This is a genomic window from Citrobacter sp. wls706 (assembly GCF_005281305.1).
Lineage (GTDB): Bacteria > Pseudomonadota > Gammaproteobacteria > Enterobacterales > Enterobacteriaceae > Citrobacter > Citrobacter werkmanii.
Genome location: NZ_SZXG01000010.1, coordinates 73306 through 97094, shown reverse-complemented (window position 1 = coordinate 97094; position 23789 = coordinate 73306). Strand labels below are relative to the sequence as shown.

Here is a 23789-nt window from a genome sequence, read left to right as displayed (position 1 = left end):
GTTTCTCTGAAGTCTAACAGAGAACCGTTTTTCAGTGCGCATCTTAACTGGTAACATTAGCCTCTTTTTTTAAGGAGCCTGACATGACTAAGCAGCCCGAAGACTGGCTCGACGACGTTCCCGGTGATGACATCGAAGACGAAGACGATGAAATTATCTGGGTCAGTAAAAGTGAAATAAAACGTGACGCCGAGGAGTTAAAACGCCTGGGTGTGGAACTGGTAGAACTGGGGAAAAACGCGCTGGATAAAATCCCGCTCGACGCGGATTTACGTGCCGCCATTGAGCTGGCCCAGCGCATTAAGATGGAAGGTCGCCGCCGCCAGCTGCAGCTGATTGGCAAAATGTTGCGCCAGCGCGATGTTGATCCTATCCGTCAGGCGCTGGACAAGCTGAAAAACCGCCACAACCAGCAGGTCGTTGTCTTCCATAAGCTGGAGCAACTGCGTGACCGTATGGTTGACGGTAGCGATGAAGCCATCGAAGAAGTGATGAACCTGTGGCCTGATGCCGATCGTCAGCAACTGCGTTCGCTGGTGCGTAACGCCAGGAAAGAAAAAGCGGGCAACAAGCCGCCGAAATCAGCGCGTCAGATTTTCCAGTACCTGCGTGAACTGGCGGAAAACGAGGCGTAACCTCTTCGTCTGCCGAAAGTGCCGGATGGCGGTACAAACACCTTATCCGGCCTACAACGCATCGTAGGCCCGGTAAGCATAGCGCCACCGGGCATTTTTTTACTCTTCTTCTGCCTGAGCTTTCTTCGCCAGGCCATCCAGCAGTTTCTGATGAATGCCGCCAAACCCGCCGTTGCTCATCACCAGGATGTGATCGCCTGGCTGTGCGGTTTTCACCACCATATCTGCCAGCGCATCCACATCGCCGCTCCAGTGCGCAGGCTGTACGCAGGCTTCAGCGACTTCTGCTACCTGCCACGGAATGTGCGGCGGTTGCAGCAGGAACACTTCGTCCGCACGACCTAACGATGGCGCCAGGTCATCTTTGCACAGGCCCATTTTCATGGTGTTCGAGCGAGGTTCCAGGACCGCGATAATGCGCGCAGTGCCGCCCACTTTACCGCGCAGTGCAGCAAGCGTTGCCAGAATCGCCGTCGGGTGATGAGCAAAATCGTCATACACCGTCACGCCGTTCGCTTCGCCGCGCAGTTCAAGACGACGACGGGCGTTGATGAATGAGCCCAGCGCATTCGCCGCGTCGGCAGGCACTACGCCAACATGACGGGCAGCCGCAATCGCCATCAGACCGTTGTGCATGTTATGTTCGCCAACCAGCCCCCACTTCACTACGCCAACGTTTTCACCGTCCAGCCACACTTCCCACTCGGAGGCATCGGTAGTGAGTTTTTTCGCCTGCCAGTGGCCTTGTTCGCCCACCAGCTCTTGTTCGCTCCAGCAGCCCATCGCCATCGTCTGTTTCAGATTGATGTCGTTTTCCGGGTAGATGATGCGTCCCTGGCCCGGCACGATACGCACCAGGTGATGGAACTGTTTCTGAATAGCTTTCAGATCGTCAAAGATGTCCGCGTGATCGAACTCAAGATTGTTGAGGATCAGCGTACGCGGGCAGTAATGCACGAATTTAGAACGCTTATCGAAGAAGGCGCAGTCGTACTCATCCGCCTCAATCACGAAGAAGTCGCTTTCGCCCAGACGCGCAGAAACCTCAAAGTTGCCCGGAACGCCACCGATCACAAAGCCTGGCTTATAGCCGCAGGCTTCGAGGATCCAGGTCGCCATTCCGGCAGTGGTGGTTTTGCCGTGCGTCCCCGCAACCGCCAGCACCCAGCGATCGCGCAGCACAAAGTCATGCAGCCATTGCGGGCCGGACATGTATGGAATGTTCTTCTCAAGCACCGCTTCCACGCAGGGATTACCACGGGTCATGGCGTTACCGATGATCACCAGGTCCGGCTGCGGGTCGAGCTGGCTGGCATCGTACCCCTGAATCAAATCAATGCCTTGCTTCTCAAGTAAGGTACTCATCGGCGGATACACATTGGCGTCCGAACCGGTTACTTCATGACCAAGCGAGCGCGCGAGCATCGCCAGACCGCCCATGAAAGTGCCACAAATTCCCAAAATATGAATGCGCATACGTCACTATCCTTTTTTAATCTGGGGGCCATTTTACGCACATGTCCGGCAAGTGAGAAACGCATTTCAGGATATTCCGTAGTTTGCTGGCGCGATTCACCTAAGCGCAACAATGGAAATATTTGTTAATATTGTTGCGGTCGCTTTACTCCACATAAATTGCAGGGAAAGTGTTATGAAAACGTTAGGTGAATTTATTGTCGAAAAGCAGCACGAGTTTTCTCATGCTACCGGTGAACTCACTGCTTTGTTGTCGGCAATAAAGCTGGGCGCCAAGATCATCCACCGCGATATCAACAAGGCCGGTCTGGTCGATATCCTGGGTGCCAGCGGTGCTGAGAACGTGCAGGGAGAGGTTCAGCAAAAACTCGATCTGTTCGCGAACGAAAAACTGAAAGCTGCACTGAAGGCGCGCGACATTGTGGCGGGCATTGCCTCGGAAGAAGAAGATGAAATCGTCGTCTTCGAAGGCTGTGAACACGCAAAATATGTTGTGCTGATGGATCCGCTGGATGGCTCATCCAACATCGATGTTAACGTCTCTGTCGGTACGATTTTCTCTATTTATCGCCGCGTAACCCCTGTCGGCACACCGGTTACGGAAGAGGATTTCCTGCAGCCGGGCAACAAGCAGGTTGCTGCGGGCTACGTTGTTTATGGTTCTTCCACCATGCTGGTATATACCACCGGCTGTGGCGTACACGCCTTTACCTACGATCCTTCTCTGGGCGTATTCTGCCTCAGCCAGGAACGTATGCGCTTCCCGGCGAAAGGCAGCACGTACTCCATTAACGAAGGCAACTACATCAAATTCCCGAATGGCGTGAAGAAGTACATTAAATTCTGTCAGGAAGAAGATAAGTCAACCCAGCGCCCGTACACCTCGCGCTACATTGGCTCTCTGGTTGCGGATTTCCATCGCAATCTGCTGAAGGGCGGAATCTACTTGTACCCAAGCACCGCCAGCCACCCGCAAGGGAAACTGCGTCTGCTGTACGAATGCAACCCGATGGCCTTCCTGGCTGAGCAGGCGGGCGGCAAAGCCAGCGATGGTAAAGAGCGTATTCTGGATATCATTCCGGAAAGCCTGCACCAGCGCCGCTCCTTCTTCGTGGGCAATGACCATATGGTTGAAGATGTAGAACGCTTTATCCGCGAGTTCCCGGACGCGTAATTGTCTTGATCGTACGGACGTAGGCCGGATAAAACGCGCAGCGTTGCCATCCGGCAATTCATTGACTGATGGCGGCTTCGCCTTATCAGGCCTACGTTCGGTTACACTGTCTGTAGCTTAAACGCCGCCATCGCCTCCAGCAGCGCATGTGACTGCTCTTCCAACGAGCGGGTAGCCGCTGAAGACTGCTGTACCAGTGCCGCATTTTGCTGCGCCGTTTCATCCATCTGCATCACCGCGATATTCACCTGCTCTATGCCGCGACTCTGTTCCTGGGACGCGCTGGCAATTTCACGCATCAGCTTAGTCATGCGCATCACTTCAGTGGCAATTTCATCCATGGTTTCACCCGCCTGCTGCGCCAGCTCGCTGCCTTCACCGACGTGGGTGTGCGAATCGCTGATTAACGCGCGGATCTCTTTTGCCGCTTCGGCGCTGCGGCTGGCCAGATTACGTACTTCACCTGCAACAACCGCAAAACCCCGTCCTTGCTCACCGGCCCGCGCCGCTTCAACGGAGGCATTGAGCGCCAGAATATTGGTCTGAAATGCGATGCCGTCAATCACGCTAAGAATGTCGGCAATGCGGCTGGAACTGCCGGCAATATCGCGCATTTTCTCGATCACATAGCACACCATCTCGCTGCCGCGATCGGCGGTATCCGATACCGATTTTGCCAACTGGTGCGCCTGTTCGGCGTTGTCCGCATTCTGTTTCACAGTCGCCGTTAACTCTTCCATGCTGGCGGCGGTCTGTTCCAGCGACGTGGCTGTCGATTCAGTGCGCTGCGCCAGATGCTGGTTCCCGGCCGTCAGTTCACGACTGCCAATATCAATTTGCGAGCTGGCATCACGCACGCGTTGCACCGAGTCGCCCAGCGCATGACGCATGTCATCCATCGCTGCGTTCAGGCGGTTGAATTCGGCGCTGGCCGACAGCGCAGCAACCGACGATAAATCTCCCGTCGCCAGACGTTCCAGCTGTTCAACAATGTTATCCAGCGGTTTGAGAAACTTATTTCGCAGCATAAACCAAATAACCGCCAACAATGCGATGGCCGCCAGCATCGCTGCACTCATAATACCGTGATAAATCAATGAAGTAATAATGCGGGTAGAGGCGTATAGCCCCATTCCGCCGGTCAGCAAAAGAAGAAACGCCAGCAGAGACAATAACACCAACAAACTTGATCGAATTGAAAGGGATTTTGGCATTGTTATATTTCCGGTTGTAGGGTTAAAACAGACCTGTACAGAACCTATCGACTACAACCGGAAAAAGTTTAGCTATTTAAATGTCTTGTGAAAAATCATGATGTTACTTTGGTGTTGTCGCCGTGCTTACGCGGGTGACCGGCGAGCTTTGACGATTTTCCCAAAGCACCGTGAGACCGCGTTGTAAGGCAATAAAAATAAACAATAAAATACCAATCGCGATCTTGGTCCACCAGGAACTTAATGTGCCGTCAAAATTAATATAGGTCTGGATCAGCCCCTGAATAGCCACGCCAAACAAGGCGCCTAAAACCGTACCCACTCCGCCGCTCAACAGCGTACCGCCAATCACGACTGAGGCAATCGCATCCAGCTCGACACCGACGCCCGCCAACGCATAACCGGCCTGGGTGTAAATTGAAAAGACAATGCCAGCCAGCGTAGCCAAACCGGTAGACAACATATAAATACGGATGGTGGTGCTGCGGGTGGAGATCCCCATCAGGTTAGCAGAGGTGGCGTTGCCGCCAATCGCATAAACCTGATTACCGAACCGCGTACGATGCGCCAGAAAGATGCCAATCACCACCACTGCCAGCATCAGCAATCCCATCGCGCTCAGACGGCCGCCGCCGGGGATTTTCCATGCCAGGCTGGAGAGCATGTCATAAACCGGATGGTTAATTGGGATCGACTCTTCAGAAACCAGATAGCTAACGCCGCGCAAAAAGAACATTCCCGCCAGGGTAATGATAAACGCCGGGATCTTCAGCGCATCAATCAGCAATCCCATAAACGCGCCAAACGCGCAGCCCATCAGCAAAATCAGCGGGAACGCCAGTAACGGAGAAATCCCCCAGTAGCCAATCGCCTTGGCCAGAAATACGCCGGTAAAGGCGATTACCGAGCCAACGGAAAGGTCGATCCCGCCAGAGAGGATCACGAAGGTCATGCCGACGGCAATAATTCCTAAAAAAGCGTTATCGGTCAGGATATTGCAAATCACCCGGGTGGAAGCAAAAGCCGGAAATTGCGTCAAGCAGTAGAGGTAGCCCAGCGCAAACACGCCGAGGGTGATCATCAGCGGTAAATTACGTTTTATCATGACCACGCACTCCTTTTATCAGGCTGATAAAGCGTTGTGACTGCACAACCAGCACACACAACACCACGACGGCTTTGACCACCTGATTCAGTTCCGGCTGGAAGCCCGACAGTAAAATCCCGGTGTTCATTCCCTGAATAATTAACGCGCCGATCACCGACAGCAGCAGGTTAAAACGCCCGCCCATCAACGAGCCGCCGCCAATGACCACCGCCAGAATAGCGTCCAGCTCCAGCCATAATCCGGCGTTATTCGCATCCGCGCCGCGAATATCCGCCGTGACAATGATCCCGGCGATAGCGGCACACAGGCCGCTCAGTACATAGGTGAGCATCACAATAATGCGGGTGTTGACCCCGGCGTTTTTCGCCGCACGAATGTTGATACCCACCGCTTCAATAAACATGCCCAGCGCCGTTTTACGTGTCAGCAGCCAGAACACCACCAGCGTCAGTAGCGCAATAATCACCGGCGTGGGGAACAGTAACAGCGAGCCGCTGCCAAGCCAGGAAAGCTCAGGTGAGTTGAAGGTGACGATCTGCCCGGAGGTGATCAACTGCGCCACTCCGCGCCCGGCGACCATCAGGATCAGCGTGGCGACGAACGGTTGGATCTTGAGGATGGCCACCAGAATTCCGTTCCACAATCCCGCCAGAATGCCAGAGCCTAAGGCGGCAAGCAGCACCACCGGCAGGCTGTGCCCGGCCACCGTCATCGCAGCGGTCGTCGCCCCGGCAATGGCCATCACGGCGCCAACGGAAAGATCAATGCCACCAGTGGCAATCACCAGCGTCATACCAATCGCCAACAGCGCCACGGGTGCAGCGCGGTTGAGAATATCAATCGGGCTACCGAACAGCCGACCATCCTGCAAAATCACCTGATAGAAGTGCGGCGCAACCAGACTGTCCACCAGCAGTACCAGCAACAAGGCTACCAGCTGTGGCATCCCCTTGGGCCAATGAAACCGTCGTTTAGGCGGATTGGATTGAGGGAGAGATTGAGGCATCACCATAGTCTCCTTAGGCCGCAATGGCGTTCATGATCGCCGGGACGGACAATTCAGCCAGTGGGATCTCGGCCACCTGTTTGCGATCGCGCATAATAATGACCCGATCGGCATAGCCCACCAGTTCTTCCAGTTCCGATGAGATAACCAGCAGGGCCAAACCATCGGCGCACAACGTTTCGATCAGGCGGATGATCTCGGCATGCGCGCCGACATCGATCCCGCGCGTGGGTTCATCGAGGATCAGAAACTGCGGTTTGGTCAGTAACCAGCGCGACAACAAGACTTTTTGCTGATTGCCGCCGGAGAGAAATTCGATCGGCTGTTCAGCGTTAGGGGTGCGAATACCAAGCTGGCGAATAAAGCGCTCGGCAATCTCGTTTTGTTCTTTACGGGGAATTGGGCGCAACCAGCCGCGCTGCGCCTGCAACGCCAGAATGATGTTTTCGCGTACCGAGGCGGCGGCGATTATGCCATCCGTTTTGCGATCCTCCGGGCAAAAACCGAGCCCCAGGCACGAAGCCTGATGCGGCGATCGCAAGGTCTGCGGTTTACCTTTGATCAGTGCGCTGCCGCTGTCGGCGGGTTTAATGCCAAAGATCACTTCCGCGGTTTCCGTTCGCCCGGATCCCAGCAGCCCGGCAAGACCGACGATCTCACCTGGACGCACCTGCAGATCGAACGGGGCGATAGTGCCTTTCTTGCCAAAGCCGCTAAACGCCGCCACCGGTTTATCGCTCAGCAACGTGCGGCCCGCACGTTGTAGCGCATGGGTATCCAGTTCGCGACCCAGCATCATTTTGACCAGTTCGATCTGTGGCAGCTCGCGAGTTTCACGACAGCCCACAAAGCCACCGTTACGCAGGACGGTGATGCGATCGCTGACCTGATAAACCTGATCGAGGAAATGGGTGACGAAGATCAGACTGACGCCGCGATCGCGCAGATGCCGCATCAGGCCGAACAGCATTTCAACTTCCTGGGTATCGAGGCTGGCGGTAGGTTCATCGAGGATCAGCACCTTCGCAGAGAGATCGATCGCCCGGCAAATGGCGACGATCTGCTGCATTGCCACGGAAAAGCGGTTCAGAGGCTCGCGCACATCAAGAGAAAAACCGTACGACGCCATCAGCTCCGTCGCGCGCTTTTCCATCTGTTTACGCTGCAACAGGCCAAAGCGTCGCGGTTCGCGGCCAATAAACAAATTATCCGCTACCGACATATTGGGCAGCAGGTTCACTTCCTGGTACACGGTGCCAATCCCCAGTTGCTGGGCATGGGCAGTATTTTTGGGGGAGACTGGTTGGCCTTCGAGCCAAATCGTGCCGCGATCGGCATGATAAACACCGGTCAACGCTTTGATCAGCGTCGATTTCCCCGCCCCGTTTTCGCCGAGCAATGCCATGATCTCGCCGCGTCGCAGGCTGAAATCCACGTTATCCAGCGCTTTGACGCCGGGAAAGAATTTGCTTAAGCCCTCTGTGCGGAGGATTTCCTGATAGTGGTCGGTGGTCATGGTTCCCCCTGCATCACGCCGGATGGCGCTACGCTTATCCGGCCTACAAAAGAGCTTAATGTAGGCCGGGCAAACGCAGCGCCTTCGGCAGTTTCATGAAGGCTTAGTAGCCCATGTTTTTCTTCTTCTCTAGCTCTTCTTTCGCGGTATCCGGCAGATAGAGGATCGATTTGGTAATGGTCAGCTTCTCAGGCATCGTGCCGTCTTTTTTGAATTTCTCCAGCGCGTCAAATGCCGGGCCTGCCATATTCGGCGTCAGCTCGACGCTGGCATTGGCTTCACCATCAATCATCGCTTTGTAGATATCCGGTACGCCGTCAATAGAACCCGTCAGAATGTCTTTGCCTGGTTTCAGGCCAGCCTCTTTGATCGCCTGAATAGCGCCGATCGCCATGTCATCGTTGTGGGCGTAAACCATGCAGATGTTCTTGCCGTTGTTTTCCGCTTTGATAAAGCTCTCCATCACTTCTTTCCCTTTACTGCGGGTGAAATCGCCGGACTGAGAGCGGATAATTTTGATGTTTGGCGCGTTAGCGATGGCTTCAGCGAACCCTTTCTTACGATCGATCGCCACGCTGGCACCAACGGTCCCTTGTAACTCAACGACGTTACACGGCTTGCCGTTCACCTCTTTAATTAGCCAGTCGCCGATCAATTTGCCTTCCAGCACGTTATCGGCGGTGACGGTAGTCATATAGAGAGATTTGTCTTTTACATCGATGGAACGATCAAGCAAAAAGACCGGAATATCGGCATCTTTGGCCTCTTTTAACACCGGCTCCCAACCTGTTGCCACGACCGGCGCAATAAAGATGGCATCGACGCCCTGGGCAACAAATGAACGGACTGCTTTAATCTGGTTTTCCTGCTTTTGCTGGCCGTCAGCGATTTTCAGCGTAATTCCGCGTTTTTCGGCCTCGCTTTTCGCCACGTTGGTTTCTGCGGCGCGCCAGCCGGATTCAGAGCCAACCTGCGAAAATCCTACGGTTAAAGGGGCTGCTATTGCCATAGACGACATGGCTGCCGAAACTGCTGTGACTATAAGTAAGCGCTTCCACATAAGTGCGTCCTCGTAGGGTGATTATTGTTGGTTAATAAACCGTCGCGAAAAAACTATAGACAATTGAGCATGTAACGGATTGCGTTACATCACACTTCAAAAAAGTAAATAAAACGTTAATCACAAGTTTGTAATCGCTTTCATATCACTATGAAAAATGCGGCTGAAGATATGGATTTTTCTGTCACCAGAGAGGAGCAAAAAGAAGAAAATGGGAGTAGATAAAGCGAAAACAAGCGGAGACATTCCGCGCGAGTTGGCTATAATACCCGCCACTTGTTTGCCATAGCTTATTTAAAGGAAACAGACATGAGCTTACTCAACGTCCCTGCCGGTAAAGACCTGCCGGAAGATATCTACGTTGTTATCGAGATCCCTGCCAACGCAGATCCGATCAAATACGAAGTTGACAAAGAGAGCGGCGCCCTGTTCGTTGACCGCTTCATGTCCACCGCGATGTTCTATCCGTGCAACTACGGTTACATCAACCACACCCTGTCTCTGGATGGCGATCCGGTTGACGTTCTGGTCCCGACTCCGTACCCGCTGGAGCCAGGTTCAGTGATCCGCTGCCGTCCGGTAGGCGTTCTGAAAATGACCGACGAATCCGGTGAAGATGCGAAACTGGTTGCGGTACCGCACACCAAGCTGAGCAAAGAATACGATCACATCAAAGATGTGTCCGACCTGCCGGAACTGCTGAAAGCGCAGATCACCCACTTCTTCGAGCATTACAAGGATCTCGAAGCAGGCAAATGGGTAAAAGTTGACGGTTGGGACAACGCCGAAGCGGCTAAAGCTGAAATCGTTGCTTCCTTCGAGCGCGCGAAGAAGTAATTCTTACTTATGATGCTTAGCCCCGCATGTCGGGGCTTTTTTGTGCCCAAATGCGAGTGCAACGGGCACATAAAACAACGCCACCCGAGGGTGGCGTGTTCATATCAGTACTGGTCTCTGTCTAACCAGTTACCGCTTTCAATCAGCGTTAAGCCATCAACCGGACGTTGGTACACGTACATCCATGCACTTCCGTACGGCGTTTGAATTAGCTGGCGTGCGTATTCACCACCACGGGTACGCAGAGCGTCAAGCTCTGCCAGCGTGGCGTTATCAATACGATAAACTTCCCCGTGTACTGTTCCATTTCCCGGAACGGCGCCTGGATAGTGGCCCAGGCTGTACAACTGGTAGTTGTCGATACTGAAATTTCCCAGCAACAGGGCATTGGTCATCCAGTGGCTGTTGCCTTGTTTGGTTCGTAAACTGCCGTAGACAAATATTCGCATTGCTAAAACTCGAACTGATAGAGCAAATCAAGTGCCTGATCTACGCCAGACACTGCTTCCAGATATAGCTTAGGCATCAGACGATAACGTAGCGTGAGTGTCGCTAAGGAGTCAAATATACCCACACCATATTTCACCTGCAGACCTGGCAGTACGTATCCGCTGACAACGACCTGAGATGAGTCACCCACCCCTTGCGTGTCCAGTGCCAGATTGCTTACGCCAAATGTCTCCCCGATTTTACCCACAACCTGACCACTTTGTGCAACCCCCAGGCCAATAAGCATTGAAGTCATCGCCGCGCTGTCGCTCTGTTCACTATCCAGTCCTTGCCCACGAAGCAGGTAGGACAGCGCCATTTGCTGCGACATCGCCGGGTCGGAGAAGATCTCCGCTTTCGGTTCATCAGCCGTGCCCGTGACGCGAACGCCGGCGATCACGTCATCTTCGGTAGCATCCGGGTTACGAATCGCTTCAATATTGAGCAACGGCTGATCCGGCGGACCGGAGAATAACAGCTCGCCCTTACGCACAATCAGATCCTGACCATAGGCATGGAAGCGACCGCTCGGGATATTAATCTGTCCGTTAAGCCCGAGTCCCTGTTTATCCTGCACCACCTTCAGATCGCCCGTCAGCCGCGCTTTCAGACCAAAGGCATCAAGACGCACGTTATTACCGACGTGGATGTTCAGGTTGCTGTTGATCGGGATCCCGGCGGTCTGCGGTTTCTCAGGCTGGAGATCGTTATTAAGCATCACCATATCGCTGGACACCCCTACCGCGCTTTCCGGCAGATCGTGGACCACGATACGCGCCCACGGCACATCGACATTGCCGTTCAGGGTAAACAGGCTCGGTGTCGCTTCAAATTCCACATCCGGCGAGACATCCAGACGCACCATCGGCGGCACGGTGATCCGCACCCGACTGCCTTTCGCCGCAACGCGCGCCCGCCAGTTGTCGATCTGACTCCAGTCAGCGTCGCCGCTCAGGTTGATTTCCCCCTGCTGCGTACGCACCACACCCGCCAACGTTGAGCGTGTTCCGGTGAAGTTAACGGCTAACTGGCTTGGCTGCATGTCAAACGGCATAAAGTTACCGTCTATATCCAGTCCGCTCAGTTGCAATTGTCCAAGCAGCTGTGGGCTTTGCACATCGCCGCCCAGACGCAGGTTGGCGTTGATCGTCCCCGCGGCCTTTTCACCACGTGAGAAGATAGGGTTCACCATCGCCAGATTGAAGTTGCGGATATTGACGTTGCCGCCCAGGTTACGGCGCCCTTGTGGATCGGTTACCTGCACCTTTCCGTCAAACTGTCCGTTATTGGTCAGGCGAATCAGCCAGCCCAGTTCGGCACGGTTGTCGTGCAGGTCGGCGGTCAGATTCAACGTTTCAAATGCCACTGGCAGCGGCGCATCGTTCACGCTTTGCGTGACCTTCACGTTGCGTCCGGAAAGCATGACCTGCCCCTGCGGCAGCCCATCTTTGGTCGTGTCCCAACTGACATCGGCTTTGCCGGTGAACACCCCGCTGGCCTGAGTCGTATCCGGCATAAACGGTTTCAGCATCGCCAGGTCGAAACGGTTGAGATTCACCACCGCGCGTCCTTCTGCACCGGCATCAATGGTTTGCGGTACGCATAGCTCCGCATTCGGGTTGTTCCAGCAGTGCGGCCCAATGCTGATTTTTTGCTCCTGATTGCGGTAATCCAACGCGATAGCACGATTGAGCGCCCACGGACCAACCGGTGTCTGGAAACGGGTATTGCTTAATTCCCCTTTCCAGCGCTGCTCTTTGCGATCAAAGCTGCCTGCCAGGGAGAGCTGTCCGGAGACCGGCTCCCCCTGAATGCGCAACTGTAGCTCATGCTGCTTCTCACTGCCTTTGGCGTTAAGCGTCACCAGGCCGATATTCACGTCAGGTTGTACAATCCGTTCTACGCGAACGTTGAGATTACCGGCGATTTGCTCCGCCGATTTCACGTCGCCTTCGACGCGAACCTGAGCAACGGAAAGCTCCTGCCAGCGCAGGCCGCGAGCGGTGATGTCCGCCAACAGCTGTGGCGCTTCTACCGTCCCGCGAACTTTTACCAACCCTTTCGCCGTACCGCCTAATCCCGGCAGCGCGTTATCCAGGCTTGGGGCATCAATCGTCGCGTCGAGATTAAGGTCTTTGACCCCCAGTTCCCCTTTCACGTCCGCACTGTTGCGTCCCAGTTCCAGATGCAGGCCAGGGATCGTCCACTGCAGGTAGCTGTTCCCCTTCAGCGAGCCATTCACATTAACCTTGTTCTGCTTCACGTTACCGGTCAGCTTCAGCTCAGGAATCTCCATCTGCCAGCTTCCGCCGTACAGACTCCCGCGCGTTTTCACCAGACCATTCAGCTTTGACGGCCAGTCCGGGATTGTTTTCGCAGTGTCGATGCCGTCCAGCGTTAACTCCCCGCGCCAACTGATCGCCTGCTGCCAGTCCACCAGCGCTTTCAGCTCGGTTTTCCCTTCCAGCGCCGCAATGCTCAGTTTATCGAGATTGATCTGCTGTTCGTTGCCTTTGGCATCCAGTGTGATGGTAGCCGGAGGAATATCCTGCCCTTTCACCGCGGTACGCATCGACAACGTATAGTCGGTCATTTTGCCGGTCAGCTTGAGCTTAATGTCATCGGCCTGGAACTGCTTGTCGCCGGTAAACGGCCAGTAAACCTGCTTACTCACCACTTCCAGATTGAGCGGTAATCCGGCTTCTGCCAGACGCGTTTGCGCGCGCAGGTCCATATCAACCGGGCCAGACAGATTGACGCCGACTTCCAGCTGTTCACGCAGCGCGCCACCGACCTTCAGCTTCACCTTTTCGCCTTTTAATGGATCGACGTTCAGCGTGCTGTTGAGGGTAATATCCACCGGCCATGTGTTGGTGAGCTGCGCCGTACCGCTGGCGTTTACCGTACCCTGATTAGAGTCGATATCCAGCGCGTCGAGCTTCATGTTGCCGTCAATGCTGCTCACTTTGAGCAGCATGTTATGCACCGTTAAATCCGTATCCCCGGTCACGCGCAGTTGCTCGCCGCGAAACTCTTCAATATTGAGGTTGAGCGGCAGATGGACATCGGTCATTTCCGGTAGCACCGGCTTTGAGAACAGATCTTTTAGCGTTTCACCGAGCGGTTTTTCATCCGGCTGCGGGTTTTGAATCTTCGGTTCAACGACCTCTTCCTGCGCCACTTCCGCCACTTTAGGCAGGGCAATCAGCAGGCCCTGTAATGACGTTGGCTTCAGGGTCAGCGTTTTTTCCTGCCAGTTCAGGCCGGAGGTAAAATCGAGCACTGAAACTGTGGTGTCGTCAATTTTGATATTGATGTTATTCAGCGCCACGCGCGAAAGCGTGATCGGATAAGGTGTGGAAAGGTTAAGCGGGCCGCTATCCTCCTCCTCAACCGGTGCTGAAGGCGGCATCTTTTTGCTGTCGATCGCCACGTTGATATTTTTCAGCGACAGATCGTTGACGCACAGGCTACTATCCCAAAGACACTCCAGCCCGACGGCCAGATGCACTTCACCGGCATTCACCGCCACGCCAGGCTGGTCATAACGAATATTTTTGAGCGATAAATCCCGCCAGCCGCCGCTGACCTGACCAATTTCCAGCCCCGGAACCCAGCGATTAGCTGCCTTGAAGATCAGGTGCAGGCCCGAGGTAGTACCGACAAGGAACGCCACCGTGCCTAACAACAGCAGGATAAAAATTAGCACGCCGAGGCTTATCTTCTTCCATAAACTCATAATTCAGGCCCCAGACCGATGTAAAACTGTAAACCATGTTCATCTTTGTCGCCGACAGGGACGGCAAAGTCGAGCTTGATAGGTCCGACCGGCGACTGCCAGCGCACACCGACCCCGGCGCCGGTTTTGAAATCGCTTTTGCGAATATCGCTGACCGCTTCGCCGCTATCGACAAACATTGCGCCCCACCATTTCCCGGTCACGTTGTACTGGTATTCCAGCGAGCCGGTTGCCAGCTTCGAGGCCCCTTTCAGCTTACCGTCGCTGCCTTCGGGCGAAATAGATTTGTATTTGTAACCGCGAATACTGCGATCGCCCCCGGCGAAGAAACGCAGATCCGGTGGCACTTTGTCGAAGTCCCCGGTTTCAATCCAGCCGAGGTTACCGCGCATCACAAAGCGATGCCTGTCGTACAGCGTACGGATCCAGACGTTTTGCGCCTGGAAGACAGAGAAATCAACGTCTGAACCCCAGGCCGTATTGGAATAATCAATGGAATAGCGCTGAGAATCGCCCCAGACGGGCATCAGACCGCCGCGCGAACGCGTCCGGCTAATCATCACGCCCGGATAGAGCAGCATGGTGGTATTGGTGACGTTACCCTGCGTAAAGTGGTCGAGGCTCCAGCGCAGGTTAATCGCGCGCTGCCAGCCGCTGGAAAGGTCCCAGTAACGGGAAACCGCAAGCGTCGTGGAGTCCTGCTCGGTGTCGTTTAAATCAGTACGCTTAAAGCCCCCCTGCACCAGGTAATACTGCTCCAGTGGGTTCTTTAACAGCGGCATTTTATAACTAAAATCAAGGACCTGCTCTGGCGCAGAGATACTGGCGCTAGTGGTCAGGCTGTGGCCATAGGAGTTCATCCACGGCTTTTTCCACGAGGTCTTTACCCGTGGCCCGACGTCAGTTGAATAACCAACCCCGGTTTCGATGGTGTTTTCGGTTCGCGGCGAGACCACGCCTTTAAGCGGCAACACTTTGGTTTTGCGGGCTTTATCAAATTCTGGCGCGACAACCACAGAATTAAACCATCCGGTCGCCGACAGACGACGGTTAAGTTCCCCCAGATCTTTCGACTCGTACTCTTCACCTTCTTTAAATGGCACCAGGTTTTGCAGGTACTCATCGCGAATTTGCGAGCCTTCAAAGGTGACATGCCCAAAGCGATAGCGTTCACCGCTGTTGTAATCGATATCCCAGAACGCCTGACGGCGCTCAAGCGCTATTCCAAGCTGGCTTTTATTAAATTCACTGTCGAAATAGCCTTTGCGCAGCGCCACGCTGGTGAGGGATTTTTTGAAGTTGTCATAATCACCCTGATTCAACACGGTGCCGATTGCCGGGCGCGTTTTCAGCAGATCCAGATAATCTTTATCCGTACGCGCGCCACCGCGCAAAATCACTTCGGTGCCGCCAATCAGCACCGGCTCGCCGGGGGTTACTTTGGCAATCAGCACCTGGCGTCCTTTTGCCGGTGGCGGGCGCAGCTCAAAATCGATGGTCGGCTCAAAGTAGCCCAGCGCTTTTAGCCCTTCGCGGATGGCATCATCAACGCGCGCACGAAAGCGTCGGTCTGGAGTGACTTCATCACTTTGAATCGTGGACAACTGCGCACGAACGTTTTTCTCCAGCGGTCCTGATAATCCTTCGACCTGTAAGCGAACATTCGCGGCGGCGGCGGAGCCACTTAAGCACAGTAATCCCACCCAACATAACTGACGGATATGTGGCACATTTTCTCCTGAATATCCTTTTTTCCCACCCCTGGAAAAAAATACTATGCCGTTCCTCGGCTTAACAAAAAATCAACAATAAGAGTTGAAAAACAGACGACAACCCAAATATTTCTTATGTTTAACTCTAGACGTATTCATGCCGTTTATTGTGGGCAAAGACGCGTCTCGTTACAACCTTAACCCAAATGACTGATTTCGGGAGAACGGCCATGAGTTTATTTGATAGAAAGCATCTCGTTACTCAAGCAGATGCGCTACCTGGACGCAACACCCCGATGCCAGTGGCAACGCTGCATGCGGTTAACCAACATTCGATGACCAACGTGCCCGACGGTATGGAAATCGCCCTTTTCGCCATGGGATGTTTCTGGGGCGTGGAGCGTTTATTCTGGTCATTACCCGGCGTGTACAGCACCGCAGCCGGATACACCGGCGGCTATACCCCTAACCCGACCTATCGGGAAGTCTGTTCTGGCGATACCGGGCATGCCGAAGCGGTGCGCGTCGTCTATGACCCGCATGTTATCAGCTACGAGCAACTGCTGCAGGTGTTCTGGGAAAATCACGACCCGGCGCAAGGTATGCGCCAGGGGAACGACCACGGTACGCAGTATCGTTCCGCTATTTATCCCTTAACGCCAGAGCAAACCGCCGCGGCACAGGCCAGCCTTGAGCGTTTTCAGGCGGCGATGACCGCCGCTGGCGACGAGCGCACCATTACAACGGAAATCAGTACGGCAACCCCGTTCTATTATGCCGAAGACGATCACCAACAATATCTGCACAAAAATCCTTACGGCTACTGTGGAATTGGCGGGATTGGCGTGTGTTTGCCACCACAAGGATAAATTTCCCCCTCTGGCGACGTTACAGTACCTTACGCTATACTAGCTCCTGAATTTACCGGCTCACTTCCACGAGCCGGTTTTCAATGTGTATTTCACACGGATTTATCAACTTCTCCCTTCCGAGGATCTGACCCGAACGGTCGGATAAGATATGTTAAACAGTATTTTAGTCATTCTCTGCCTGATCGCCGTGAGTGCGTTTTTCTCGATATCCGAGATCTCGCTTGCCGCATCACGCAAAATCAAACTTAAGCTGCTTGCCGATGAAGGCAATGTGAACGCACAGCGTGTTTTGAAGATGCAGGAAAACCCCGGCATGTTTTTTACCGTGGTGCAGATTGGCCTAAACGCGGTCGCCATTCTCGGCGGTATCGTTGGTGATGCGGCCTTTTCCCCGGCGTTTTACAGCCTGTTCTCAAAGTACTTCGCTCCAGAGCTGTCCGAACAGTTAAGTTTTATTCTGTCCTTCTCACTGGTTACTGGCCTGTTCATCCTGTTCGCGGATTTAACCCCGAAACGCATCGGTATGATTGCGCCAGAAGCTGTGGCTTTGCGTATCATCAACCCGATGCGCTTCTGTCTGCTGGTCTTCCGCCCATTGGTATGGTTCTTTAACGGTCTGGCAAATAACATTTTCCGCCTGTTTAAAATTCCGATGGTGCGTAAAGATGACATCACGTCAGACGACATTTACGCCGTGGTCGAAGCAGGTGCGCTGGCGGGTGTTCTGCGCAAGCAGGAACATGAGCTGATTGAAAATGTGTTCGAACTGGAATCCCGCACCGTACCGTCTTCAATGACCTCGCGCGAGAATATTATCTGGTTCGATCTTCACGAAGACGAGCAGAGCCTGAAGAACAAAGTGGCGGAACATCCGCACTCCAAATTTCTGGTGTGTAACGAAGATATCGATCACATCATTGGCTATGTCGATTCAAAGGATCTCCTCAACCGCGTGCTGGCCAACCAGAGTATGGCGCTGAACAGCGGCGTGCAGATCCGCAATACGCTGATTGTCCCGGATACGCTGACGCTCTCTGAAGCGCTGGAAAGCTTCAAAACCGCAGGCGAAGATTTTGCCGTCATCATGAACGAGTATGCATTGGTGGTGGGGATTATCACGCTCAACGATGTGATGACGACGCTGATGGGCGATTTAGTCGGTCAGGGCCTGGAAGAGCAGATCGTGGCGCGTGATGAAAACTCATGGTTAGTCGACGGCGGTACGCCGATTGATGACGTCATGCGCGTCCTGGATATCGACGAATTCCCGCAGTCCGGCAACTATGAAACCATCGGCGGCTTTATGATGTTCATGTTGCGTAAAATCCCGAAACGCACCGACTCGGTGAAGTATTCAGGCTACAAATTTGAAGTAGTGGATATCGATAACTACAAGATCGATCAGCTGCTGGTGACGCGTCTGGACAGTAAACCTACCGTTCTGGTACCGAAACTGCCGGATGCGAAGGAAGAGGCAAAGGCGTCATAGCGCCTTGCAGAAACATCAACGGCTCCTGTCCTGGAGCCGTTTTTTTAACTACCGCATAGCACTTTGATCAAGCCATCTCAGTTTGCAGACGCAAGACCTGACGGTTAACTTCGGACATCACGGAAAAATGCAGCTTGTCCTTCACTTTTGGGATAAGAATCTTACCCTTATCAAATTCAAAAGCGCCTACATCCTTGATATATAACCGTCCACGAAACAGGATCTTCACGTACTTCGCCACCTGCAGCGGGTTGTATCGTTGGAAAATTTTCATTGTTGTCTCCTGCTGAGCATTACGCCTTTGCGGTACCACAATCGGTCCGACAATCCTCAGGCGCAAATTTTAATGCCCTATGACTATAGACTATCTCGTTGATGTTTCCAGCGTGTATAAGTTTATTTACCTTCCAGTTACAATTATTCAGAATTATCTTTTCAACGCTTCGCTGTCTTCAGTATAAGCCTTCGATTTTCGCAGGATTTGTGCGCCCGTCCGCAAACTGGCATCGCGCTTGCGGGAAAAAGCATCAATCGCACATATGATTAAATTCCAGGCCCAAGTGGTCGGATCACCTGCAAAATAAAGAAAGAAGGAAAACCTATGACCTTACGAAAACTGCTGGCGCTGTCGTGCCTGCTGCTGCCGATGATTGCCTCCGCCCATAAGTTTGAGACTGACCAGCGCGTACCGCCGGTGGGGATCGCCGATCGCGGCGAACTGATTCTCGATAACGATAAGTTTAGCTACAAAAGCTGGAATAGCGCGCAACTGCCCGGCAAAGTACGCATTGTGCAACACATTGCCGGACGCACCTCCGCCAAAGAGAAAAACGCGAACCTGATTGAAGCCATCAAAGCGGCGAACCTGCCGCACGACAAATACCAGACCACCACTATCGTCAACACGGATGACGCCATTCCTGGCTCCGGTATGTTTGTGCGCAGCAGTCTGGAGAGCAATAAGAAGCTCTACCCATGGTCACAATTTATCGTCGACAGCAACGGCATTGCGCGTAAAGCCTGGCAACTGGATGAAGAAAGCTCAGCTATTGCGGTACTCGATAAGGACGGACGCGTACAGTGGGCAAAAGATGGCGCATTAACGCAGGAAGAGGTGCAGCAGGTGATTACCCTGCTGCACAAATTGCTCAGTAAATAGAGACGCGGAAGCCGGGGTTGAGGAACGATTCACGTGGGGTATAGTCCAGAGGTTTCCCCTGCCAGTCGTGAACGTGCGCTCCGGCTGCGGCGGCAACGGCGTGGCCAGCGGCAGTGTCCCAGACGTTAGTTGGCCCAAAACGCGGATACAGCTGCGCGCGCCCTTCCGCCACCAGGCAGAATTTCAGCGACGATCCAATCGACGTGGTCTGGTGCTCGCCCAGTTGTTGCAGATACTCTTTTAACTCATTGTCGGCATGCGAACGGCTAATCACCACCAGCGGTGGACGCGCGTCACGTACCTGGATTTGTTTGCGCACACCGCACTCTTCTTTCCACGCTTTACTTTCTGCCGCACTGTACATGACCTTCATTACTGGCGCGTAAACCACACCAAGCACCGGCTTTCCCTGCTCAATCAGCGCAATATTGACGGTAAATTCACCGTTACGTTTAATAAACTCTTTGGTACCGTCCAACGGATCGACCAGCCAGTAGCGCTGCCAGTGCTGGCGAACATCCCAGCCAGGAGGGGCTTCTTCAGACAGAACCGGAATATCCGGCGTCAGCGCCTGTAATCCTTCGAGGATCACCGTATGCGCAGCGATATCCGCCGCCGTGACCGGAGAATCATCCTGCTTGCTGGTAATCTCCATCGGTTTGATTCCATCGTAGACCTGCATAATGGCATCGCCCGCGTTCCGTGCAAGCTGGCATACATGTTCTAACATTCTCCACCTCGTTTGTCAGTGGTGTTAACTCGTTGTTTTACTTATACCCGATCGTCAGGGGATCCGCCAACTGTGATAGCGTCTGCGGTTTTAAACGCTATATTCATGTCATGATTCACAGTTCTGTAAGCAAGAAGATTTATATACATTTTCTTTTGTGGCTTAGATCTTAAAAGGATGCCCCTGATGATTAAGTTTAGTGCAACGCTTCTGGCAACGCTGATTGCAGCCAGCGTGAATGCCGCGACCGTCGATCTGCGAATAATGGAAACCACTGATTTACATAGCAATATGATGGATTTCGATTATTACAAAGACACGCCGACTGAAAAATTTGGCCTGGTGCGTACGGCAAGTCTGATCAACGCCGCGCGTGGTGAAGTCAAAAACAGCGTGCTGGTTGATAATGGCGATCTGATTCAGGGCAGCCCGCTCGGGGATTACATGGCGGCCAAAGGGCTGAAAGCGGGCGAAACTCACCCGGTATATAAGGCGCTGAATACTCTGGATTACGCGGTAGGTAACCTCGGCAATCATGAATTCAACTACGGTCTGGAGTATCTGCACAACGCGCTGGCCGGAGCGAAGTTCCCCTACGTTAACGCCAATATCATCGACGTTAAGACCAAAAAGCCGCTGTTTACGCCTTATCTGATCAAAGACACTGAGGTAATTGACCAGGAAGGTAACAAGCAGACGCTGAAGATTGGCTATATCGGCTTCGTGCCACCACAAATCATGACCTGGGATAAAGCCAACCTCAGCGGCAAAGTGACGGTAAATGACATCACCGAAACCGCACGTAAGTATGTGCCGGAAATGCGGAAAAAAGGCGCTGATGTCGTGGTGGTGGTTGCTCACTCCGGGCTTTCTGCCGACCCGTATCAGACGATGGCGGAAAACTCCGTTTATTACCTCAGCGAAGTACCGGGCGTGGATGCCATTATGTTTGGTCACGCTCACGCCGTCTTCCCAGGTAAAGACTTTGCCAATATAAAAGGCGCAGATATCACAAAAGGTACGCTGAATGGGGTTCCTGCGGTGATGCCGGGTATGTGGGGCGATCACCTGGGCGTGGTGGATTTAGTGCTGAATAACGACAGCGGTAAATGGCAGGTCACTCAGGCGAAAGCCGAGGCGCGCCCGATCTATGACGCCGCAGCCAAAAAATCACTGGCAGCAGAAGACAAAAAAATCGTTGAGATCCTGAAAGCCGATCACGACGCCACGCGTGAGTTTGTCAGCAAACCGATCGGTAAATCCGCCGACAACATGTACAGCTATCTGGCGCTGGTACAGGATGACCCGACCGTACAGGTGGTGAACAACGCGCAGAAAGCCTATGTGGAACACTTTATTCAGGGCGATCCGGATCTGGCAAAACTGCCGGTACTTTCCGCCGCCGCGCCGTTTAAGGTCGGTGGACGCAAGAACGATCCGGCCAGCTTCGTAGAAGTCGAAAAAGGCCAGTTAACCTTCCGTAACGCCGCTGATTTGTATCTCTATCCCAACACTCTGGTGGTGGTGAAAGCCAGCGGTAAAGAGGTGAAAGAGTGGCTGGAATGTTCCGCCGGGCAGTTCAATCAGATTGATATCCACAGCAGCAAACCACAGTCGTTGATTAACTGGGATGGCTTCCGTACCTATAATTTCGACGTGATTGACGGCGTGAATTATCAGATTGATGTTTCACAACCCGCCCGCTACGACGGCGAGTGCCAGACCATCAACCCAAAAGCAGAGCGGATTAAGAATCTGACCTTTAACGGTAAGCCTGTCGACCCTAACGCCATCTTCCTCGTCGCGACCAACAACTACCGCGCCTACGGCGGTAAGTTTGCCGGAACCGGCGACAGCCACATCGCGTTTGCTTCTCCGGATGAAAACCGCTCGGTGCTGGCCGCGTGGATTGGTGCTGAGACGAAGCGTGCCGGTGAAATTCACCCGGCGGCAGATAACAACTGGCGTCTGGCGCCAATTCATAGCGACACACCACTGGATATTCGCTTTGAAACATCACCGTCTGATAAAGCCGCTGCATTTATTAAAGAGAAAGGCCAGTATCCGCTGAAGAAAGTCGCGACCGATGATATCGGCTTTGCGATTTATCAGCTGGATTTGAGTAAGTAACTTTCGTGCCGGATGCGACGCAACAGCGTCTTATCCGGCCTACAAAACTACGCAGCCCGCTCATCTCGCTGCGCCAAAACCTGCGGCAAATTCAGTTCTATCCAGTCCGCCAGCGCGGCAACTTTATCGCTCACCTGCTCACCCAACGGCGTCAGGCTATATTCCACATGCGGCGGCACCACCGGATAAGAGACTCGATTGATAAACCCGTCCTGCTCAAGCGCCTGAAGCGATTGCGCCAGCATCTTTTCGCTGACGCCGCCCATCTTACGGCGCAAATCGCTAAAGCGGTGCGTACCGTCGCGCAGCGCCACCAGAATTAACACGCCCCAGCGGCTGGTGACGTGTTTTAACACCTCGCGGGAGGGACACTGTTCGGCAAACAAATTGCCATCGCGTAATTGCTGGGAGAGCGTCGACGCTGTCATTTTCATACTAACCTTTTTGTGCGTACTTACTAAAAGTTAGTTTAAGTGTTAGCGTGATTAAACACAAGACCAATACCAAGGAGTTACCCCATGATCGCAATTACCGGTGCCACCGGCCAACTGGGCCAACACGTTATTGAATCGCTACTGAAAACCGTTCCTGCCAGCCAGATTGTGGCAATTGTGCGTAATCCCTCTAAAGCGACGGCGCTTAGCCAGCAGGGCATTACCGTTCGCCAGGCGGATTACAGCGATGAAGCCGCCTTGACGGCTGCCTTACAGGGTATTGACAAGCTACTGCTAATCTCGTCGAGCGAAGTGGGACAACGTGCCCCGCAGCATCGCAACGTGATTAATGCAGCAAAGGCTGCCCACGTGAAATTTATCGCCTACACCAGCCTGCTGCACGCCGACACCTCCCCGCTGGGGCTGGCTGATGAGCATGTGGCAACCGAGAAGATGCTGGCTGAATCCGGTATCGCCTACGCGCTGCTGCGTAACGGCTGGTACACCGAAAACTATCTCGCCAGCGCACCGGCTGCACTGGAACACGGTGTGTTTATCGGGGCTGCAGGTGAAGGCAAAATCGCCTCAGCGACCCGCGCCGACTATGCCGCTGCCGCCGCGCGCGTCATCAGTGAAGACGGTCATTCCGGTAAAACCTATGAGCTGGCGGGCGACGCAGGCTGGACCCTGAGCCAGTTGGCTGCCGAGCTGGCAAAACAGAGTGGTAAAAAAGTGGGGTATCAGAACCTGAGCGAAGCTGATTTTGCCGCAGCGCTGAAAGGCTTTGGTCTGCCTGCCGGGCTGGCGGAGATGCTGGCTGATTCTGACGTTGGTGCCTCTAAAGGCGGTCTGTTCGATGACAGCCATACGCTGAGCAAACTGATTGGTCGCCCAACCACATCATTGGCTGACAGCGTCAAAAGCATCGTATAAGTGTTAAAAATTAGTTAATTGTGGTGGCATCCCCGCGCATCCTCTCTGATAATGACAGGATGATGCGTGGGGAGAG

20 protein-coding genes are annotated in these 23789 nt (G+C 53.7%); 8 read left to right on the top strand and 12 right to left on the bottom strand.

Going from position 1 to position 23789, the window contains the following annotated elements:
* Nucleotides 1-83: 83 nt before the first annotated feature.
* Nucleotides 84-635 (top strand): ribosome biogenesis factor YjgA, encoded by a 552-nt coding sequence (gene yjgA / locus FDW92_RS04115; protein ID WP_038636638.1) that lies wholly within the window; start codon nt 84-86, stop codon nt 633-635.
* Nucleotides 636-734: 99 nt separating this feature from the next.
* Here the strand turns inward: yjgA and mpl are convergent, their stop codons facing one another.
* Complete coding sequence (gene mpl / locus FDW92_RS04110) at nt 735-2111, bottom strand: UDP-N-acetylmuramate:L-alanyl-gamma-D-glutamyl-meso-diaminopimelate ligase (protein ID WP_016151460.1); 1377 nt, start codon at nt 2109-2111, stop codon at nt 735-737.
* A gap of 175 nt (nt 2112-2286) precedes the next feature.
* Between mpl and fbp the strand changes: the two genes are divergently transcribed.
* Nucleotides 2287-3285: a class 1 fructose-bisphosphatase gene (fbp, locus tag FDW92_RS04105; RefSeq protein ID WP_042312748.1), complete on the top strand. Its 999-nt coding sequence runs from the start codon at nt 2287-2289 to the stop codon at nt 3283-3285.
* Nucleotides 3286-3386: 101 nt separating this feature from the next.
* Here fbp and FDW92_RS04100 read toward each other — a convergent pair whose 3' ends face one another.
* The 5 genes from FDW92_RS04100 to ytfQ form a co-directional block, all read right to left on the bottom strand.
* Complete coding sequence (locus FDW92_RS04100) at nt 3387-4499, bottom strand: methyl-accepting chemotaxis protein (protein ID WP_081953364.1); 1113 nt, start codon at nt 4497-4499, stop codon at nt 3387-3389.
* 103 nt (nt 4500-4602) lie between these two features.
* Nucleotides 4603-5604, bottom strand: a complete 1002-nt coding sequence (yjfF, locus tag FDW92_RS04095) for a galactofuranose ABC transporter, permease protein YjfF (protein WP_042312751.1) — start codon at nt 5602-5604, stop codon at nt 4603-4605.
* Nucleotides 5591-6613 carry a galactofuranose ABC transporter, ATP-binding protein YtfT gene (gene ytfT, locus FDW92_RS04090; protein WP_042312868.1) on the bottom strand — a complete coding sequence of 341 codons (1023 nt, stop codon included), beginning with the start codon at nt 6611-6613 and terminating at the stop codon, nt 5591-5593. The genes yjfF and ytfT overlap by 14 nt, the downstream gene beginning before the upstream one ends.
* Before the next feature lie 13 nt (nt 6614-6626).
* Nucleotides 6627-8129 carry a galactofuranose ABC transporter, ATP-binding protein YtfR gene (ytfR, locus tag FDW92_RS04085; protein ID WP_042312753.1) on the bottom strand — a complete coding sequence of 501 codons (1503 nt, stop codon included), beginning with the start codon at nt 8127-8129 and terminating at the stop codon, nt 6627-6629.
* A gap of 103 nt (nt 8130-8232) precedes the next feature.
* The gene (ytfQ, locus tag FDW92_RS04080) at nt 8233-9189 is read right to left on the bottom strand and encodes a galactofuranose ABC transporter substrate-binding protein YtfQ (protein ID WP_042312755.1); all 957 of its coding nucleotides are present in this window, start codon (nt 9187-9189) and stop codon (nt 8233-8235) included.
* Between the two features lie 309 nt (nt 9190-9498).
* Here ytfQ and ppa point away from each other — a divergent pair, with 309 nt between their 5' ends.
* The gene (gene ppa / locus FDW92_RS04075) at nt 9499-10026 is read left to right on the top strand and encodes an inorganic diphosphatase (protein WP_038636623.1); all 528 of its coding nucleotides are present in this window, start codon (nt 9499-9501) and stop codon (nt 10024-10026) included.
* Nucleotides 10027-10130: 104 nt separating this feature from the next.
* Here ppa and FDW92_RS04070 read toward each other — a convergent pair whose 3' ends face one another.
* The 3 genes from FDW92_RS04070 to tamA are packed head-to-tail and all read right to left on the bottom strand — an operon-like array spanning nt 10131 to nt 15984.
* Nucleotides 10131-10475 carry a gamma-glutamylcyclotransferase gene (locus FDW92_RS04070; protein WP_003025723.1) on the bottom strand — a complete coding sequence of 115 codons (345 nt, stop codon included), beginning with the start codon at nt 10473-10475 and terminating at the stop codon, nt 10131-10133.
* A gap of 2 nt (nt 10476-10477) precedes the next feature.
* Nucleotides 10478-14254: an autotransporter assembly complex protein TamB gene (gene tamB, locus FDW92_RS04065; RefSeq protein ID WP_042312758.1), complete on the bottom strand. Its 3777-nt coding sequence runs from the start codon at nt 14252-14254 to the stop codon at nt 10478-10480.
* Complete coding sequence (gene tamA, locus FDW92_RS04060) at nt 14251-15984, bottom strand: autotransporter assembly complex protein TamA (protein WP_042312760.1); 1734 nt, start codon at nt 15982-15984, stop codon at nt 14251-14253. The genes tamB and tamA overlap by 4 nt, the downstream gene beginning before the upstream one ends.
* Before the next feature lie 212 nt (nt 15985-16196).
* On the opposite strand from tamA, the gene msrA reads away from it, so the two are divergent.
* On the top strand, nt 16197-16835 hold the full coding sequence (msrA, locus tag FDW92_RS04055; RefSeq protein ID WP_042312762.1) for a peptide-methionine (S)-S-oxide reductase MsrA: 639 nt from the start codon (nt 16197-16199) through the stop codon (nt 16833-16835).
* 151 nt (nt 16836-16986) lie between these two features.
* The gene (locus tag FDW92_RS04050; RefSeq protein WP_003025713.1) at nt 16987-18327 is read left to right on the top strand and encodes a hemolysin family protein; all 1341 of its coding nucleotides are present in this window, start codon (nt 16987-16989) and stop codon (nt 18325-18327) included.
* A 67-nt stretch (nt 18328-18394) separates the two neighbouring features.
* On the opposite strand, the gene FDW92_RS04045 is transcribed toward FDW92_RS04050, so the two are convergent.
* On the bottom strand, nt 18395-18601 hold the full coding sequence (locus FDW92_RS04045; RefSeq protein WP_003025710.1) for a DUF1107 domain-containing protein: 207 nt from the start codon (nt 18599-18601) through the stop codon (nt 18395-18397).
* Between the two features lie 327 nt (nt 18602-18928).
* Between FDW92_RS04045 and FDW92_RS04040 the strand changes: the two genes are divergently transcribed.
* Complete coding sequence (locus FDW92_RS04040; RefSeq protein WP_042312764.1) at nt 18929-19486, top strand: YtfJ family protein; 558 nt, start codon at nt 18929-18931, stop codon at nt 19484-19486.
* Here the strand turns inward: FDW92_RS04040 and cysQ are convergent.
* Entirely contained in the window at nt 19476-20216 is a 741-nt protein-coding gene (gene cysQ, locus FDW92_RS04035) for a 3'(2'),5'-bisphosphate nucleotidase CysQ (RefSeq protein WP_042312766.1), read from the bottom strand. The two genes, FDW92_RS04040 and cysQ, sit on opposite strands and share 11 nt — an antisense overlap.
* Before the next feature lie 186 nt (nt 20217-20402).
* On the opposite strand from cysQ, the gene cpdB reads away from it, so the two are divergent.
* Nucleotides 20403-22346, top strand: coding sequence for a 2',3'-cyclic-nucleotide 2'-phosphodiesterase (gene cpdB / locus FDW92_RS04030; RefSeq protein WP_137400549.1), 1944 nt, complete (start codon nt 20403-20405; stop codon nt 22344-22346).
* Between the two features lie 47 nt (nt 22347-22393).
* On the opposite strand, the gene FDW92_RS04025 is transcribed toward cpdB, so the two are convergent.
* Complete coding sequence (locus FDW92_RS04025; RefSeq protein WP_042312871.1) at nt 22394-22774, bottom strand: helix-turn-helix domain-containing protein; 381 nt, start codon at nt 22772-22774, stop codon at nt 22394-22396.
* Nucleotides 22775-22864: 90 nt separating this feature from the next.
* On the opposite strand from FDW92_RS04025, the gene FDW92_RS04020 reads away from it, so the two are divergent.
* Nucleotides 22865-23713, top strand: coding sequence for an SDR family oxidoreductase (locus FDW92_RS04020; protein WP_042312771.1), 849 nt, complete (start codon nt 22865-22867; stop codon nt 23711-23713).
* Nucleotides 23714-23789 lie beyond the last annotated feature (76 nt).

Excerpts from the sequence above, each read along its gene's own strand:
- yjgA (WP_038636638.1), top strand. The coding sequence starts at position 84 with ATGACTAAGCAGCCCGAAGACTGGCTCGACGACGTTCCCGGTGATGAC.
- mpl (WP_016151460.1), bottom strand. The coding sequence starts at position 2,111 with ATGCGCATTCATATTTTGGGAATTTGTGGCACTTTCATGGGCGGTCTG.
- fbp (WP_042312748.1), top strand. The coding sequence starts at position 2,287 with ATGAAAACGTTAGGTGAATTTATTGTCGAAAAGCAGCACGAGTTTTCT.
- FDW92_RS04100 (WP_081953364.1), bottom strand. The coding sequence starts at position 4,499 with ATGCCAAAATCCCTTTCAATTCGATCAAGTTTGTTGGTGTTATTGTCT.
- yjfF (WP_042312751.1), bottom strand. The coding sequence starts at position 5,604 with ATGATAAAACGTAATTTACCGCTGATGATCACCCTCGGCGTGTTTGCG.
- ytfT (WP_042312868.1), bottom strand. The coding sequence starts at position 6,613 with ATGCCTCAATCTCTCCCTCAATCCAATCCGCCTAAACGACGGTTTCAT.
- ytfR (WP_042312753.1), bottom strand. The coding sequence starts at position 8,129 with ATGACCACCGACCACTATCAGGAAATCCTCCGCACAGAGGGCTTAAGC.
- ytfQ (WP_042312755.1), bottom strand. The coding sequence starts at position 9,189 with ATGTGGAAGCGCTTACTTATAGTCACAGCAGTTTCGGCAGCCATGTCG.
- ppa (WP_038636623.1), top strand. The coding sequence starts at position 9,499 with ATGAGCTTACTCAACGTCCCTGCCGGTAAAGACCTGCCGGAAGATATC.
- FDW92_RS04070 (WP_003025723.1), bottom strand. The coding sequence starts at position 10,475 with ATGCGAATATTTGTCTACGGCAGTTTACGAACCAAACAAGGCAACAGC.
- tamB (WP_042312758.1), bottom strand. The coding sequence starts at position 14,254 with ATGAGTTTATGGAAGAAGATAAGCCTCGGCGTGCTAATTTTTATCCTG.
- msrA (WP_042312762.1), top strand. The coding sequence starts at position 16,197 with ATGAGTTTATTTGATAGAAAGCATCTCGTTACTCAAGCAGATGCGCTA.
- FDW92_RS04050 (WP_003025713.1), top strand. The coding sequence starts at position 16,987 with ATGTTAAACAGTATTTTAGTCATTCTCTGCCTGATCGCCGTGAGTGCG.
- FDW92_RS04045 (WP_003025710.1), bottom strand. The coding sequence starts at position 18,601 with ATGAAAATTTTCCAACGATACAACCCGCTGCAGGTGGCGAAGTACGTG.
- FDW92_RS04040 (WP_042312764.1), top strand. The coding sequence starts at position 18,929 with ATGACCTTACGAAAACTGCTGGCGCTGTCGTGCCTGCTGCTGCCGATG.
- cysQ (WP_042312766.1), bottom strand. The coding sequence starts at position 20,216 with ATGTTAGAACATGTATGCCAGCTTGCACGGAACGCGGGCGATGCCATT.
- cpdB (WP_137400549.1), top strand. The coding sequence starts at position 20,403 with ATGATTAAGTTTAGTGCAACGCTTCTGGCAACGCTGATTGCAGCCAGC.
- FDW92_RS04025 (WP_042312871.1), bottom strand. The coding sequence starts at position 22,774 with ATGACAGCGTCGACGCTCTCCCAGCAATTACGCGATGGCAATTTGTTT.
- FDW92_RS04020 (WP_042312771.1), top strand. The coding sequence starts at position 22,865 with ATGATCGCAATTACCGGTGCCACCGGCCAACTGGGCCAACACGTTATT.